General features: G+C 62.4%; 12 protein-coding genes. 9 read left to right on the forward strand and 3 right to left on the reverse strand.

Annotated elements, in window-relative coordinates:
* The first annotated feature begins 64 nt into the window (after positions 1–64).
* Together glpR and glpD are read left to right on the forward strand one after the other, a co-directional pair.
* Positions 65–820: a DNA-binding transcriptional repressor GlpR gene (gene glpR, locus QIY50_04915; GenBank protein ID WGV21588.1), complete on the forward strand. Its 756-nt coding sequence runs from the start codon at positions 65–67 to the stop codon at positions 818–820.
* 173 nt (positions 821–993) lie between these two features.
* Positions 994–2,532, forward strand: a complete 1,539-nt coding sequence (gene glpD, locus QIY50_04920) for a glycerol-3-phosphate dehydrogenase (protein WGV21589.1) — start codon at positions 994–996, stop codon at positions 2,530–2,532.
* A gap of 25 nt (positions 2,533–2,557) precedes the next feature.
* Here the strand turns inward: glpD and QIY50_04925 are convergent, their stop codons facing one another.
* A complete protein-coding gene (locus tag QIY50_04925; GenBank protein WGV21590.1) occupies positions 2,558–5,104 on the reverse strand; it encodes an NEL-type E3 ubiquitin ligase domain-containing protein in 2,547 nt (848 codons plus the stop codon).
* Positions 5,061–6,707, reverse strand: coding sequence for a hypothetical protein (locus tag QIY50_04930; protein WGV21591.1), 1,647 nt, complete (start codon positions 6,705–6,707; stop codon positions 5,061–5,063). Before QIY50_04930 ends, QIY50_04925 begins: the two co-directional genes overlap by 44 nt.
* A gap of 334 nt (positions 6,708–7,041) precedes the next feature.
* Between QIY50_04930 and QIY50_04935 the strand changes: the two genes are divergently transcribed.
* The 7 genes from QIY50_04935 (at position 7,042) to QIY50_04965 (ending at position 13,915) form a co-directional block, all read left to right on the forward strand.
* Complete coding sequence (locus QIY50_04935) at positions 7,042–7,959, forward strand: glutamate/aspartate ABC transporter substrate-binding protein (GenBank protein ID WGV21592.1); 918 nt, start codon at positions 7,042–7,044, stop codon at positions 7,957–7,959.
* Positions 7,960–8,101: 142 nt separating this feature from the next.
* Positions 8,102–8,848 (forward strand): amino acid ABC transporter permease, encoded by a 747-nt coding sequence (locus QIY50_04940; protein WGV21593.1) that lies wholly within the window; start codon positions 8,102–8,104, stop codon positions 8,846–8,848.
* Entirely contained in the window at positions 8,849–9,520 is a 672-nt protein-coding gene (locus QIY50_04945) for an ABC transporter permease subunit (protein WGV21594.1), read from the forward strand.
* The gene (locus tag QIY50_04950) at positions 9,517–10,251 is read left to right on the forward strand and encodes an amino acid ABC transporter ATP-binding protein (GenBank protein WGV21595.1); all 735 of its coding nucleotides are present in this window, start codon (positions 9,517–9,519) and stop codon (positions 10,249–10,251) included. Before QIY50_04945 ends, QIY50_04950 begins: the two co-directional genes overlap by 4 nt.
* A 72-nt stretch (positions 10,252–10,323) precedes the next feature.
* On the forward strand, positions 10,324–12,228 hold the full coding sequence (locus QIY50_04955) for an ATP-binding protein (GenBank protein ID WGV21596.1): 1,905 nt from the start codon (positions 10,324–10,326) through the stop codon (positions 12,226–12,228).
* Between the two features lie 47 nt (positions 12,229–12,275).
* Positions 12,276–13,553 (forward strand): sigma-54 dependent transcriptional regulator, encoded by a 1,278-nt coding sequence (locus tag QIY50_04960; GenBank protein ID WGV23002.1) that lies wholly within the window; start codon positions 12,276–12,278, stop codon positions 13,551–13,553.
* A gap of 26 nt (positions 13,554–13,579) precedes the next feature.
* Complete coding sequence (locus QIY50_04965; GenBank protein WGV21597.1) at positions 13,580–13,915, forward strand: GlpM family protein; 336 nt, start codon at positions 13,580–13,582, stop codon at positions 13,913–13,915.
* A 55-nt stretch (positions 13,916–13,970) separates the two neighbouring features.
* Here QIY50_04965 and QIY50_04970 read toward each other — a convergent pair whose 3' ends face one another.
* Positions 13,971–14,966, reverse strand: coding sequence for an alpha/beta hydrolase (locus QIY50_04970; protein ID WGV21598.1), 996 nt, complete (start codon positions 14,964–14,966; stop codon positions 13,971–13,973).
* Positions 14,967–15,079 lie beyond the last annotated feature (113 nt).

Raw genomic sequence — 15,079 nt, forward strand, 5'->3', positions numbered from 1 at the left:
TGGTCGTAGTCCCCGTCCTACGGCATCATTGCAGCATTTGTCCGGCAGCCCCAAAGGACCGCCCATGAATCTGCCCCCTCGCCAACAACAAATTCTCGAACTGGTACGCGAACGCGGTTACGTCAGTATCGAGGAAATGGCGCAGCTGTTCGTCGTCACTCCGCAGACTATCCGCCGTGATATCAACCAGCTTGCAGAACTCAACCTGCTACGCCGTTACCACGGCGGCGCAGCCTATGATTCGAGCATCGAGAACACCGCCTACGCCATGCGCGCCGACCAGATGCGTGACGAAAAGCAACGCATCGCCGAAGCCGTGGCTCGGCAGATTCCCGACCATGCCTCGCTGTTCATCAACATCGGCACCACCACCGAATCCATCGCCCGCGCACTGCTCAACCACAACCACCTGAAAGTCATCACCAACAATCTGCATGTCGCCGCGATCCTTGCCGCCAAGGATGATTTCGAAGTACTGGTGGCCGGGGGCACGGTGCGTCGCGATGGCGGGGTTGTCGGCCAGGCCAGTGTCGACTTCATCAACCAGTTCAAGGTCGACTTCGCCCTGGTGGGCATCAGCGGCATCGACGAAGACGGCAGCCTGCTCGATTTCGACTACCAGGAAGTGCGGGTGTCCCAGGCAATCATCGCCAATGCCCGACAAGTGATTCTTGCCGCCGACTCCAGCAAGTTCGGGCGCAACGCCATGGTGCGCATGGGCTCGATCAGCCTGGTCGACTGCCTGGTCACCGACCAGGCGCCAACGCCCGCCCTTACCCAGTTGCTCAACCAGTACAAGATACGCCTCGAAGTAGTCTGAGCCGCCAGTGGGCTGCGAAGCGGCCCGCCGTTTTCGTAAATGTTCACTTTGTTGTCATCTGATCAGTTTTTTCTATAACTACTGACTGGCGACCGGCTTTCTGTTGCGCTAGTATTTTCGAAAACGAACATCAATGTTCATATTCGATGTGAACAGCCTCAGGAGGCCTTGCCGTGTCCCAGCCCGTTTCGTCCCAGCCCCCACTCGCCGACTGCTATGACCTCGCCGTGATCGGCGGTGGCATCAATGGCGTGGGCATCGCTGCCGACGCCGCCGGGCGCGGCCTGAAGGTGTTCCTCTGCGAAAAGGACGATCTGGCCCGGCACACCTCGTCGGCCAGCAGCAAACTGATCCATGGCGGCCTGCGCTACCTGGAGCACTACGAGTTTCGCCTGGTGCGTGAAGCGCTGGCCGAGCGTGAAGTACTGCTGGCCAAGGCCCCGCATATCGTCAAGCCCATGCGTTTCGTGCTGCCGCACCGCCCGCACCTGCGCCCGGCCTGGATGATCCGCGCCGGCCTGTTCCTGTATGACCATCTGGGCAAGCGCAAGCGCCTGGGTGCCTCGCGCAGCCTGCGCTTCGGCCCAGGCTACCCGCTCAAGCCAGCGATCACCCGTGGCTTCGAATACGCCGACTGCGCAGTGGACGACGCCCGCCTGGTGGTACTCAACGCCATGGCCGCCCGCGAGCACGGCGCGCACATCCACACCCGCACCCGCTGCTTGCGCGCCGAGCGTGTCGATGGCCTGTGGCAGGTGGAACTGCAGCACGCCGACGGCAGCCTGCAGAGCATTCGCGCCCGCGCCCTGGTCAACGCAGCAGGCCCGTGGGTTGCAAGCTTCATCAAGGACGACCTCAAGCTCGATGCGCCGTACGGCATCCGCCTGATCCAGGGTAGCCACCTCATCGTGCCGCGCCTGTACGAAGGTGAACACGCCTATATCCTGCAGAACGAAGACCAGCGTATCGTCTTCTGCATCCCATATCTGGACCGCTTTACCCTGATCGGCACTACCGACCGCGAATACAGCGGCGACCCGGCCAAGGTGGCAATCACCGAACAGGAAACCGAATACCTGCTGAAAGTGGTCAACGAGCACTTCAACCACCAGCTTGGTCGCAACGATATCGTGCACACCTACTCCGGGGTTCGCCCGCTGTGCAATGACGAATCGGACAACCCTTCGGCGGTGACCCGCGACTACACCCTGGCATTGTCCGCCAGCGAAGGTCAGGCACCGCTGCTGTCGGTGTTCGGCGGCAAGCTGACCACCTACCGCAAGCTGGCCGAATCGGCCATGGCCGAGCTCAAGCCGCATTTCCCGCAGATGCGTGGTAGCTGGACGGCCAGTGCGCCGCTGCCAGGTGGCGAGAACATGACGAGCGTACAAGACCTGGTGGATGCCGTACTGGCGCGCTGCGGCTGGTTGCCGGTGGACATCGCCAAACGCTGGGCGCTCACCTATGGCTACCGCGTGTGGCAGTTGCTCGACGGCGTGCACGGGCCGGAAGACCTGGGCCAGCCACTGGGCGGTGGGCTGTTCGGCCGCGAGGTGGAATACCTGTGCGATCAGGAATGGGCGTGCGACGCCGACGATATCCTCTGGCGCCGCACCAAGCTGGGGCTGTTCACCAGCGCCAGTGAACAGCAATTGCTGAGGGATTACCTGCAACAACGCACGCAGAATCAGGCCCGAGTCCAGGCAGCCTGACCCTGCATGCCTCGCCTGGTGTCGCTCAGGTTCGCGGTGATCGGTCGTCGCTAACAGAACGCGCCCAGGCCTCGGTGGTCAAGGTGCGCATCAGTACCCGCTCGTCAACCTCGTGCTCGCGCATCAATGCCCGGGCACGCCCGCCGTAGTCGCTTTCCTGGCCATTTCTGGCCTGCTGTTCAAGCGATTCAAGGCGTTCATGGAAGGGCGCAGCCAACGCATCGAAACGCTCTGGGTAGGTTTCACGCAGGTAATTCTGCCAAAAAGGGCGCTCAGCCAACGTATCGAGGATGGCCACCGACGTATTGGCCGCCAGTACTTCCAGTTGCGCATGGCTCAGGTCGGCATTGCTTACGTGGGCAAACGAAGCGTAATGCATCTGGTCTGGTGTTACCGGCAGATCCAGGGCACTTGCCAGACGTGAGCGGTAGTACAGCCGCGTTTCAATTTCGTCGACCTCGACCACTGCCTCTGCGCGCATTCTTTGCACATGCCGTGCAGCAATGGCATCCAGCAGGTCCAGACGGTGCAATTGCCGGCCCAGACGCAGAAAACGGGCCTCCCGTACCGCCACTGGGACGTCTTCGATACCTTGGTAAGCGAGGATGGCCACTTCCATCTGGTTGAGTATCAACAGCAAGCGGTCTTCGCAACTACGGGGAGCGTCAGCCTCGCGGAACAATCGCTCGCGCAATGCTTCGTCGTGTTCGCAGGCATCGAGGATATGCCAGATACGGCGACGATAATGACGGGGGTGTGTTTCAAAATCTTCGCTTTCGGCGAAGTCTGCGAGGAAACGAAACAAGCCTGCCGAGCCGGACTCCTCCTGCAAACGGTCCCAGCTGGCTTCGCGGCTGGTACGCAGCGCTTCGTTTCGGCTGGCCACCCATTCTGCGCGGGTCTGGTCGTTCACTGCCGCATGGGCGTGGGATGCGCCGCCCCTGGCCCGGGAGTCGCTGACGCCGCGGGCCTCGTCAAGCAACTGGACGCTGGCTTCGTTCAGCGGATTCTCATGCAGATTGAGCCTTCGCAGCCGCAGGCGCAGGCCGCGCATATCCCTTTGCAGCTCGCTGATCCGGTTGTCGCGCAGGTCGACGTGCGCGCGCAACGCAACCCGCTCATGAAGCAGATTCACATCAACCTGCCCGGTTGCACGCAGGCGCACGTCACGCACGTGCGGCAAGGCAGAGAGATCAGGCACGCCGTTGAGCGGGTTGTAGCTCAGAGTCAAGGTATTGAGCCGCTGCAAACCCGCCAGACGGCGGCTCCCGGTTTCATCCAGGACAATCTGGTTATTACCCAGATTGACCCGTCTTAGCTGGGTAAGGCCCTCGATACCCTCTGGCACACGGCTTAGCCGGTTGCCGCTAAGATCAAGATCGACAACATTCGGGAATAGCCTGAGAAACGAAGCATCGATATCTTGTAGTTGCATGTTACGCAACGTTAGCCTGCGTACATGCACATAGTCGACCCCGCGCGGCAGGACAGGCAGCGCACTGACCGGCTCACCGTCGATGGTCAGCTCATACTGGTCATTACTGTCTACCAGCTTGCGCCGCCAGCTCCGGCGTAACGTATCGGCGACGCGGCGGCGGCGGATGGCGTCGATGGGGTTCTGCCAGTCGGCCTGCCACTGGCGCAGCACGTCGCGTAGCCCGGCAAGCTGGCGCTGCAGCATCTGGTAATGGTCCCACAGGTTTTCGCCTCGCTGGCGGACCGCATCCATATAAGCTTCAAGCTGCATTTCACTGAGCGTCGGGAATATCTGGTGGATGCCGCGCCGGATCGCCTGCCGGCTACTCTCCCCACCGCCGCTCAGGCGGTAAGCCAGGCGGCCGTCGCCAAAGCGTCTGGGTGGCCGTACGCCAGTACCCTTAGGGGCCAGACCGATCAGCCTGGCGGCCTGTTCGCGCTCCTGTGCAGCGATTTCGAGCACCTTGTCCCGTAGTTGTGTCACTTGCTGCCCGACATTACCCAAGACCAGCTTCTGCTTGTCGTCCAGGCACTGCAGCACGGCATGTAGTAAAGAAGCATCGCGGCCAGCAGCCTCGCCGTCCAACGCATACCCCTGCGCCCCTTTGATGATGACCCGGACTTCGCGGGCCTCGTGGTTTTGGCTGGCAAACAGCACTCGGCCCTCACGATTGCCAGCACGTAATTCAACCCGCACCGAAGCAGGCCATGGGGCCTTGCGCTCGACCAGCCCCAATAGCAGCTTTTCACCGTCGGCATTGAGCAGCTGCGGTAGGCGAATACCCAGGCAGGCAACATCTACGCGGCTGTCACGCAGGTACCAACGGGCACGCTCTGCCATACCCAGCGGCACTCGCCCGCCGGCCAATGGCGACGGCAACTGTGAGGAACTGCTCTGATCAATGATTTCCTGTGCGCCTCGGGACGATAATCCATTGAAAGCATTCATCAGCCAGGTTTGCTCGGGGGTCGCAGGCGGATGCAAGTCCCGCAGCGCACCCTCCAATGCCAAGCCACGCAGCCCTGGGCGTCTTGCGCACAGATCCAGCCGCTCATGCAGGTCGATCAGCCGCGCTGGCGGCGCCGCGTGCTCCACGTGCAAGCGCCGTTAACTGGTCCACTTGCAGGCCCGCCGCATCAAGCAGCACCTTGGCCCTGGGCTCCAGAAGGTCGGCAAAATGTTCGCCGGGCAAGCCTTGCAGCAATACCAGCGGGTTGTTCTCCGCGGCGGGGTAATGGGAATTTCGCAGCAACCTGACCTTGCCACCCGTCATTACCTGGGGTTCCAGCGCATCCACCCAAGGTACCCGCTTGAGCAGGTGAAGCGCTGCGGCGCTCGCCCCCGTCAACGCCACCCCCTGGGCAACGGAAAACAAATGCTCCAGCGCGCCCTGGCGATCGCCCAACCGCCAGTCCTGATAACCTTCATATACTTCGTCCAGCAGCTGCGCGGCGCTCACTACCAACAACAATTCACCCAGGACAGGCACGACAAAGGCGGCCAAGCCCAGCAGGTCCAGCCCGGCATACAGCAGCCCCTGCAAACGCTTGTGCCTGCTCAACCGATCCTCTTCATCGGTCGGAACGGCAATGAAGCGCGCATCATCATAGATTTTCGCCACGACCTGGGTACGCACATGGCTGAACACCGAAGCCTCGACCGGCAGGTTGCGCCCGTCCAGTTCCGCCGGTCGGCTGGAACCCGCGGACGCCAGGGCGCGTGCAAGGGCCATTTCGAAACCTTTACGGTCCTCGGCCTTGAGAAAGCGCCGCATGAACGCGAGGAAAGGCTCGTGCCTGAGCCGTAGCGCCAGATCGCCATACACGTCATCCCACGCATCGTAATGCCGCAGGCTTTTTTCGGGGTCGCCAGGTATCCAGACGATGATTTCATCCACTGCGGCCCCCGGCGCTGGCCGCCATTCCAGGGTGACAATGCCCACCATGCACTTGCCCAACAGGTATAACTGCCGCGGCGTCAGCGTACCGCCTGCGTAAGCTGGTAGCGCTGGCCGCTCAAGTATCGGCAACAAACGGCGCAGATCGCGCTCGTCCAGCGCTCCCTTGATTCTGCCTTCATACAGCTCTGCCTTCATCCGGGTACGCAAACTGTCCTGAAACAGCTGTTCGATGGCATGGCGCGCCTGGTCGACAGGCTGGCCCCGGCCTGCCTTGGGCTGTAGAACCGTCTTCAACAGCGCCTGGTAACGGCCACCGACATCCAGCGTGCGGCACAGGCTGACAAAATGCTCAAACCTCATGCCCAGCCGCCCCCCTTCGCCGTCAACCAGGTACGCCTTGCGCAACAGCCAGGGCACGCTCTCTTCTACATCGAAATTGTGCAGGGCCGCCGCGAGCAGGGATTGCCGGGTGGTATAGGTGATCATCGGCTTGTGGATCTTCTCTGCAGCCGAAGGCAGTGGAAACTCCTCGCTGACCACTACGAAAGCGCGGCGAGGGTCGACATGCCCAAGCCCTGCTTCCGCCAAGGCCCTTTCCAGCAACGGCGCTGCGAAGTCGTCAACCGCCGGGATGCGACTCAGCAGATGCTGCAGCTGATCGGCAACCTGCTGCTGCGCGATCAAAGCCTGTCGATAGGGCTCGACATGTCGCGCCTGGGCAGCGGCCAACCAAGGGGGGAGCTGGCGGGCGATCAACTGATCAACCGACCCGGACGGAAGACTATCGGCAGATGGCATGGTGGTTTCTCCTGGTCTGAAAAGACGCAGGACACCACACGCAATATTGATAAACGCGGTACTTATAGCAGGACTACAGCGCTCGCCCATCTATTCGGATTTCCGAACAGGGTAAATGCATTCGTTCGGAAATCCGGAAACTTCCAGTTACGCAGAAATCGTCAAGAAAGGTTCATACCCTGAGATTTCGCGGGTTTATGATCGATATCAGAGCTTGGCACGACTCATGCTCTACACTTGGTAGCCGAATGCACCCCGCTTCATGCTGTATTCGTTGAACGAAAGAGTCCGCCAACGGCTCCATAAAAAAAACAAACACGTCGAGGAAAATTTGATGCGCATCGTTCGTCAATTGCTGGGCGCCGCCATCGCGGCCGCTGTGATCGCTTCGCCGGCCATGGCCGAAGAACTGACCGGCACCCTGAAGAAGATCAAGGATTCGGGCACCATCACCCTGGGCCACCGCGACTCCTCCATCCCGTTTTCCTACCTGGCCGGCAAGCCCGAGCCCGTGGGCTACTCGCACGACATCCAGCTGGCTGTCGTCGAGGCCCTGAAGAAGCAACTGGGCACGGACATCAAAGTCCGCTACAACCTGGTCACCTCCCAGACCCGCATCCCGCTGGTGCAAAACGGCACCGTGGACCTCGAGTGCGGCTCCACCACCAACAACGTCGAGCGCCAGCAGCAAGTCGGCTTCTCGGTCGGTATCTTCGAAGTCGGTACCCGCCTGCTGACCAAGGTCAAGGATGGTCAGCCGGCATACAAGGACTTCCCGGACCTGGCCGGCAAGAACGTGGTAACCACCGCCGGTACCACCTCCGAGCGCATCCTCAAGGCGATGAACGCCGACAAGCAGATGAAGATGAACGTGATTTCCGCCAAGGACCACGGTGAAGCCTTCAACATGCTCGAAAGCGGCCGCGCCGTGGCCTTCATGATGGACGACGCCTTGCTCGCCGGCGAAATGGCCAAGGCGCGCAAACCGTCGGACTGGGTCATTACCGGTACCCCGCAGTCGTACGAAATCTATGGCTGCATGGTGCGCAAGGATGACGCGGCCTTCAAGAAAGCGGTCGATGATGCCATCGTCGGTTACTTCAAGTCGGGCGAGGTCAACAAGAGCTACGACAAGTGGTTCCAGCAGCCGATTCCGCCAAAGGGCCTGAACCTGCAGTTCCCGATGAGCGAAGAGCTGAAGAAACTGATCGCCGAGCCGACCGACAAGGCCGCGGACGAGAAGAAGTCCTGACTCTCAGATAGTGGCCCGGTGCTCAACAGCACCAATCAACTCTGCAGGCCACCCATTAGTGTCTAACCTTTCATCCGAGGGCGCTCGCCGCCCTCGGATGGTCGAAGGTGCCCGTGAAACAATCGTCTGAGGGGAAATCCCGATGAATTACAACTGGGACTGGGGCGTGTTCTTCAAGTCCACCGGCGTGGGCAGCGAAACCTATCTGGACTGGTACGTCACCGGCCTGGGCTGGACCATCGCCATCGCCATCTCCGCCTGGATCATCGCCTTGTTGCTGGGTTCGATCCTCGGTGTCATGCGTACCGTGCCGAACCGGCTGGTTTCAGGTATCGCCACCGCCTACGTGGAACTGTTCCGCAACGTACCGCTGCTGGTGCAATTGTTCATCTGGTACTTCCTGGTACCGGATCTGCTGCCCGAAGGCCTGCAGGAATGGTTCAAGCAGGACCTCAACCCGACCACTTCGGCGCTGATCAGCGTGGTCATCTGCCTGGGCCTGTTCACCGCCGCCCGCGTTTGTGAGCAAGTGCGCACCGGTATCCAGGCATTGCCGCGTGGCCAGGAAGCCGCTGCCCGCGCCATGGGTTTCAGCCTGTCGCAGATCTACACCAACGTGCTGCTGCCGCAAGCCTACCGGATCATCATTCCGCCGCTCACTTCGGAATTCCTGAACGTGTTCAAGAACTCCTCGGTGGCTTCGCTGATCGGCCTGATGGAACTGCTGGCGCAGACCAAGCAGACCGCCGAATTCTCGGCCAACCTGTTCGAGGCCTTCACCCTGGCCACGCTGATCTACTTCACCCTGAACATGGGCCTGATGCTGCTCATGCGCATGGTCGAGAAGAAGGTCTCGGTGCCCGGCCTGATTTCTGTAGGGGGCAAATAAATGGAAATGGATTTCAGCGAAATCATCCCGGCCCTGCCAGCCCTGTGGGAAGGCATGGTCATGACCCTGCAACTGATGGTCATGGGCGTGGTCGGCGGCATCGTGCTGGGGACCATCCTGGCCCTGATGCGCCTGTCGTCGAGCAAGCTGCTGTCGAACCTGGCCGGCGCCTACGTCAACTACTTCCGCTCGATCCCGCTGCTGCTGGTCATCACCTGGTTCTACCTGGCGGTACCGTTCGTGCTGCGCTGGATCACCGGCGAAGACACCCCGGTGGGTGCCTTCACCTCGTGCGTGGTGGCGTTCATGATGTTCGAGGCCGCGTACTTCTGCGAAATCGTCCGCGCTGGTGTGCAGTCGATCTCCAAGGGCCAGATGGGCGCCGCCCAGGCCCTGGGCATGACCTACGGCCAGACCATGCGCCTGATCATCCTGCCCCAGGCCTTCCGCAAGATGACCCCGCTGCTGTTGCAGCAGAGCATCATCCTGTTCCAGGACACCTCGCTGGTATACACCGTGGGCCTGGTGGACTTCCTCAACTCGGCACGCTCCAACGGCGATATCATCGGGCGCTCCCATGAGTTCCTGATCTTCGCCGGTGTCGTGTACTTCCTCATCAGCTTCTCCGCTTCGTGGCTGGTCAAGCGCCTGCAAAAAAGGATCACCGTATGATTTCCATCAAGAACGTCAACAAGTGGTACGGGGACTTCCAGGTACTGACCGACTGCAGCACCGAGGTCAAAAAAGGTGAAGTGGTGGTGGTGTGCGGCCCGTCGGGCTCGGGCAAGTCCACCCTGATCAAATGTGTCAACGCCCTGGAGCCGTTCCAGAAAGGTGACATCGTGGTCGACGGCACCTCGATCGCCGACCCCAAGACCAACCTGCCCAAACTGCGTTCGCGCGTTGGCATGGTGTTCCAGCATTTCGAGCTGTTCCCGCACCTGTCCATCACCGAGAACCTGACCATTGCCCAACGCAAGGTGCTTGGCCGTAGCGAAGCGGAAGCGACCAAGAAGGGCCTGGCCCTGCTCGATCGCGTCGGCCTCGGTGCCCACGCCAAGAAGCACCCCGGTCAGCTGTCCGGCGGACAGCAGCAGCGCGTGGCCATCGCCCGCGCCCTGTCGATGGACCCGATCGTGATGCTGTTCGACGAACCGACCTCGGCGCTGGACCCGGAAATGGTCAACGAAGTACTGGACGTGATGGTTGAACTGGCCCACGAAGGCATGACCATGATGTGCGTGACCCACGAAATGGGCTTCGCCCGCAAAGTGGCCAACCGCGTGATCTTCATGGACAAGGGCAACATCATCGAGGATTGCCAGAAGGAAGACTTCTTCGGTAACCCGAGCGCCCGCCACGAGCGTACCCAGCACTTCCTCAGCAAGATCCTGCAACACTGATTTTGCTTCACTGAAGCGCTCGGTGCCGCCGCCCTTTCGGGCGGCGGCGCTGGTCGTGACAAGGCCACTGTGATGAAATGCGATCCTTCGCTTCTTCTCCCTGCCAAGCCTGCCGTGAAATCCCGCCTGCTCCGCCAATTGCTGTTGCCGCCACTGATCATCCTGCTGATGGTCGGCCTGGGCATGGCTGGCTACCTGATCAGCGAGAGCAACGGCATCCGCACCCTCAGCGAAAACGGCGAGCGCCAGCTTGAGCTGCACGCACGCACGGTCGAGAGCGAAATCAGCAAGTACACCTACCTGCCGAGCCTGCTGGAGCTGGAAGATAGTGTCTCGCACCTGCTCACCGACCCTGACGGTGGCTCGCGGCAGGCCGTCAACGAATACCTCGAAGGCCTGAACCGGCGCAGCCGCAGCCGGGCCATCTTCGTCCTCGATACCAATGGCCGGGTCCAGGCCACCAGCAACTGGCGCGATGCCGACTCGTTCCTCGGCGAGGACCTGTCGTTCCGGGCCTACTTCCAGACCGCCGTGCGCGGCGAGCCCGGGCGTTTCTACGGCATCGGCAGCACCACCGGCGAGGCCGGCTATTACCTGGCCCATGGCCTGGAAGAGCACGGCAAGATCATTGGCGTGGCGGTGATCAAGGTGCGCCTGGACACCCTTGAGGAGCGCTGGCAACGTGCCCGCCTGGAAGCGTTCGTCAGCGACGAGAACGGCATCATCATCCTCTCCAGCGACCCGGCCCGGCGCCTGAAGTCGGTACGCCCGCTGACGCCGCAGATCAAGGAGCGTCTGGCCCGCAGCCTGCAGTACTACTGGTGGCCGCTGAACGAGCTGCAGCCCCTCGCCCGGGAAACCCTGGCCGATGGTGTGGAAAAGCTGACCTTCCCGGCCAACAGCGAAACCGCACAGGGCAAGGCCCGCGAAATGGCCTACCTGGCCCAGACCCGGCGCCTGGCCGACACGCCCTGGCATTTCACCCTGCTGACCCCACTGCAGGACCTGCGTCGCGAATCCATGGTGCAAGGCATCCTGGTGGGCGTGGCCTTCGCCTTGCTGGCGATTCTCGGCATCGCCTGGAACGAACGGCGCAAGGTCATCGCCACTCGACTGGCAGCCCGCGAGGCGCTGCAGGAAGCCAACAGCCAGCTGGAGCGACGGATTGCCGAACGCACAGCCGACCTGCGCGCCAGCAACGAACGCCTGAAGGGCCAGATTCGCGAGCGCCGGCATGCCGAACAGACCCTGCGCCACGCCCAGGATGAACTGGTACAGGCCGGCAAGCTGGCCGCCATCGGGCAGATGTCCACCAGCATTGCCCACGAACTGAACCAGCCGCTGGCTGCGCTGCGCACGTTGTCCGGCAACACCGTGCGCTTCCTCGAACGCGGGGCGCTGGAAACCGCCAGTACCAACCTGCGCACCATGAACGACCTGATCGACCGCATGGGCCGCATCACCGCCAGCCTGCGCTCGTTCGCCCGGCGCGGTGACGACAGCGGCCAGGCCTCGCTGGCCAAGGCGGTGGACGCTACCCTGCAGGTGCTGGCCAACCGCATCAGCGCCTGCCACCTGCAGTTGCACAATCAGTTCGAAGACCAGCAACTGGCCATCGACCAGACGCGACTGGAGCAGATCCTGGTCAACCTGATCGGCAACGCTCTGGATGCCATGGCCGCCCAGCCACGGCCGCAACTGTGGCTGGAAGGCGAGCTGCAGGGCGACAAGTACCGTTTGCAGGTGCGCGACAATGGCCATGGCATCGACGCCGAGGCGCGCAAGCACCTGTTCGAACCTTTCTTCACCACCAAACCGGGCGAACATGGCCTGGGCCTGGGCCTGACCCTGTCGGCGAGCCTTGCCGCCGCCGCCAAGGGCAGCCTCAACGTCGAGCACCCCGCCAATGGCGGTACGGCCTTCGTCCTCGCCCTGCCCCTGGCCTCAACCCCTAGCGAATCGGCAGAGCACCCATGAACCAAGCGCCTCTTACCGTCCTGATCGTCGAAGACGACCCGCATGTGCTGCTCGGCTGCCAACAGGCGCTGGCCCTGGAAGACATCGCCTGTGAAGGCGTGGGCAGCGCCGAGCAGGCGCTGGAACGCATCGGCGACGACTTCGCCGGCATCGTCGTGAGCGATATACGCCTGCCGGGTATCGATGGCCTGGAGCTGCTCAACCGTCTCAAGGCCCGTGACCGCAGCCTGCCGGTGGTGCTGATCACCGGCCACGGCGATATCGACATGGCGGTGGGCGCCATGCGCAATGGCGCCTACGACTTCATGGAAAAGCCCTTCTCCCCGGAGCGCCTGGTCGATGTGGTGCGCCGAGCCCTTGAACAACGTGGGCTGTCGCGCGAAGTGGTGGCCCTGCGCCGCCAGTTGGCCGAGCAGAGCAGCCTTGAGGGCCGCATCATTGGCCGTTCACCGGCCATGGAGCACCTGCGCGAACTGATCGCCAACGTCGCCGATACCTCAGCCAACGTGTTGATCGAAGGCGAAACCGGTACCGGCAAGGAACTGGTCGCCCGCTGCCTGCACGACTTCAGCCGCCGCCAGGGCCAGCCCTTCGTGGCCCTGAACTGCGGCGGCCTGCCGGAAAACCTGTTCGAAAGCGAGATTTTCGGCCACGAGGCCAACGCCTTCACCGGTGCCGGCAAACGCCGCATCGGCAAGATCGAACACGCCAACGGCGGCACGCTGTTCCTCGACGAAGTGGAAAGCATGCCGATCAACCTGCAGATCAAGCTGCTGCGCGTGCTGCAGGAGCGCACCCTGGAGCGGCTGGGCTCGAACCAGAGCATTGCGGTGGACTGCCGAGTGATCGCCGCGACCAAATCCGACCTGGATGCCATGGGCCAGAGCGGCCAGTTCCGCAGCGACCTGTATTACCGGCTGAACGTGGTAACCCTGGAGCTGCCACCGCTGCGCGAGCGCCGCGAAGACATCCTGCAGCTGTTCGAACACTTCCTGCAGCAGTCGGCCCTGCGCTTCGACCGTGAAACACCCGTGCTGGACAGCCAGACCCTGTCGCGCCTGATGGCTCACGACTGGCCAGGCAACGTGCGTGAGCTACGCAACGTCGCCGAACGCTATGCCCTTGGCCTGCCGGCTTTCAAGAAAGGCCCCAGCGGCGGTGCAAGCCAGGGGCTGGGCTTTGCCGAGGCGGTGGAAGCGTTCGAGCGCAACCTGCTCAGCGACGCTCTGCAACGCACTGGCGGCAACCTGAGCCAGGCCAGCCAGGAGCTGGGCATGGCCAAGACCACGCTGTTCGACAAAGTGAAAAAATACGGCCTCGGCTGACCTCAACCCCAACCTGGAAGGACAACGTGGACCTGGTATTCAAAGCGGCCCTCGGTGCTGGCGTGGTAGTGCTGCTGGCGGTGCTGTCGAAGACGCGCAATTACTACATCGCCGGGCTGGTGCCGCTGTTCCCCACCTTCGCCCTGATTGCCCATTACATCGTCGGCAAGGGGCGCAGCATGGCCGACCTCAAGACGACCATCCTGTTCGGCATGTGGTCGATCATTCCGTACTTTGTGTATCTGGCGACTTTGTATGTACTGGTAGACCGCCTGCGCCTGGAGGCGTCGCTGGCGTTGGCCACGGTGGCCTGGCTGATGGCCGCGACCGTGCTGGTGACCTTGTGGGTGCGGATGCACTGATCGGAATCGGCGTTGGCCTCTTCGCGGGTAAACCCGCGAAGAGGCCAACGCCGATTCAGAGCCCTGCGATATGCGTGACATCCTGCCGATGCGCCTGCAGGTAGGGCAACACCGCCCCCAGCAACGGCGCCTTGAATTCTTCCTGAAAGCGGTGCGCCAACCCAGGGATCAGCCGTAGCTGGCTACCCTGGATATGCGCCGCCAGGTGCACGCCGTGCATCACCGGCAGCAACGGATCGGCCGTGCCATGCACCACCAGGGTCGGCACCCGCAACTGGTTGAGCAATTCGACCCGGCTCGGCTCGGCCAGTATCGCCATGATCTGGCGCTTGGCCCCATCCGGGTTGAACGCGCGGTCGTAGGCCACGGCCGCCTGCTGCAGCAACACCGCACGATCGTCACGCACCTCGGGGCTGCCCAGCGCCGCCAGCAGGTCGGCCTGCTGTTCGATGGCCACTTCGCGGTTCGGCGCGCTGCGCCGGGCCAGCAGTTGCACCAGCGCCGGATCCGGCGCTGGCAATCCCGCGGCCCCTGAACTGGACATGACCAACGTGAGGCTGCGCACGCGCTCGGGCGCCATGGCCGCCAAATGCTGGGCAATCATGCCGCCCATGCTCACCCCCAGCACGTGGAATTGGCGCACGCCCAGCGCATCCATCAAGCGCAAGCCATCATCTGCCATGTCGGTCAGCGTATAAGGCGCAGCCACCGGCAAGCCCAGCTTGTAGCGCAGCAGTTCGACCGTCAGGTTGGCCGACGGCGGCACCTGGTTCCAGCGCGACAGGCCGACATCGCGGTTGTCATAGCGGATCACCCGAAAGCCCTGGCGGCACAACGCCTCTACCACGTCGTCCGGCCAATGGATCAACTGCCCGCCCAGCCCCATCACCAGCAACAAGGCCGGGTCGCGTGGCGCACCGACGCTCTGGTACACCAGGCTGACCGCACCCAGTTCGGCCCGCTGCACCGGCACGTGGGCGTCACAACGCTGTTCAGCGAAACCCGCAGGTACGCCGAATACAAAGAAAAGAAAAAGCCAAAAAGCCCGCATGAAAGAAACACCAGAATGCAGATCCCCAGTAGAGCGCGAGTCTGATGAATTCTGTTCGGGCGCGCTGCCACAGTTCAGTGACAGTTTGATGACTCCCGCCAGGCGGTGCGGCC

It is taken from the genome of Pseudomonas putida (assembly GCA_029953615.1).
Taxonomy (GTDB): Bacteria; Pseudomonadota; Gammaproteobacteria; order Pseudomonadales; family Pseudomonadaceae; genus Aquipseudomonas.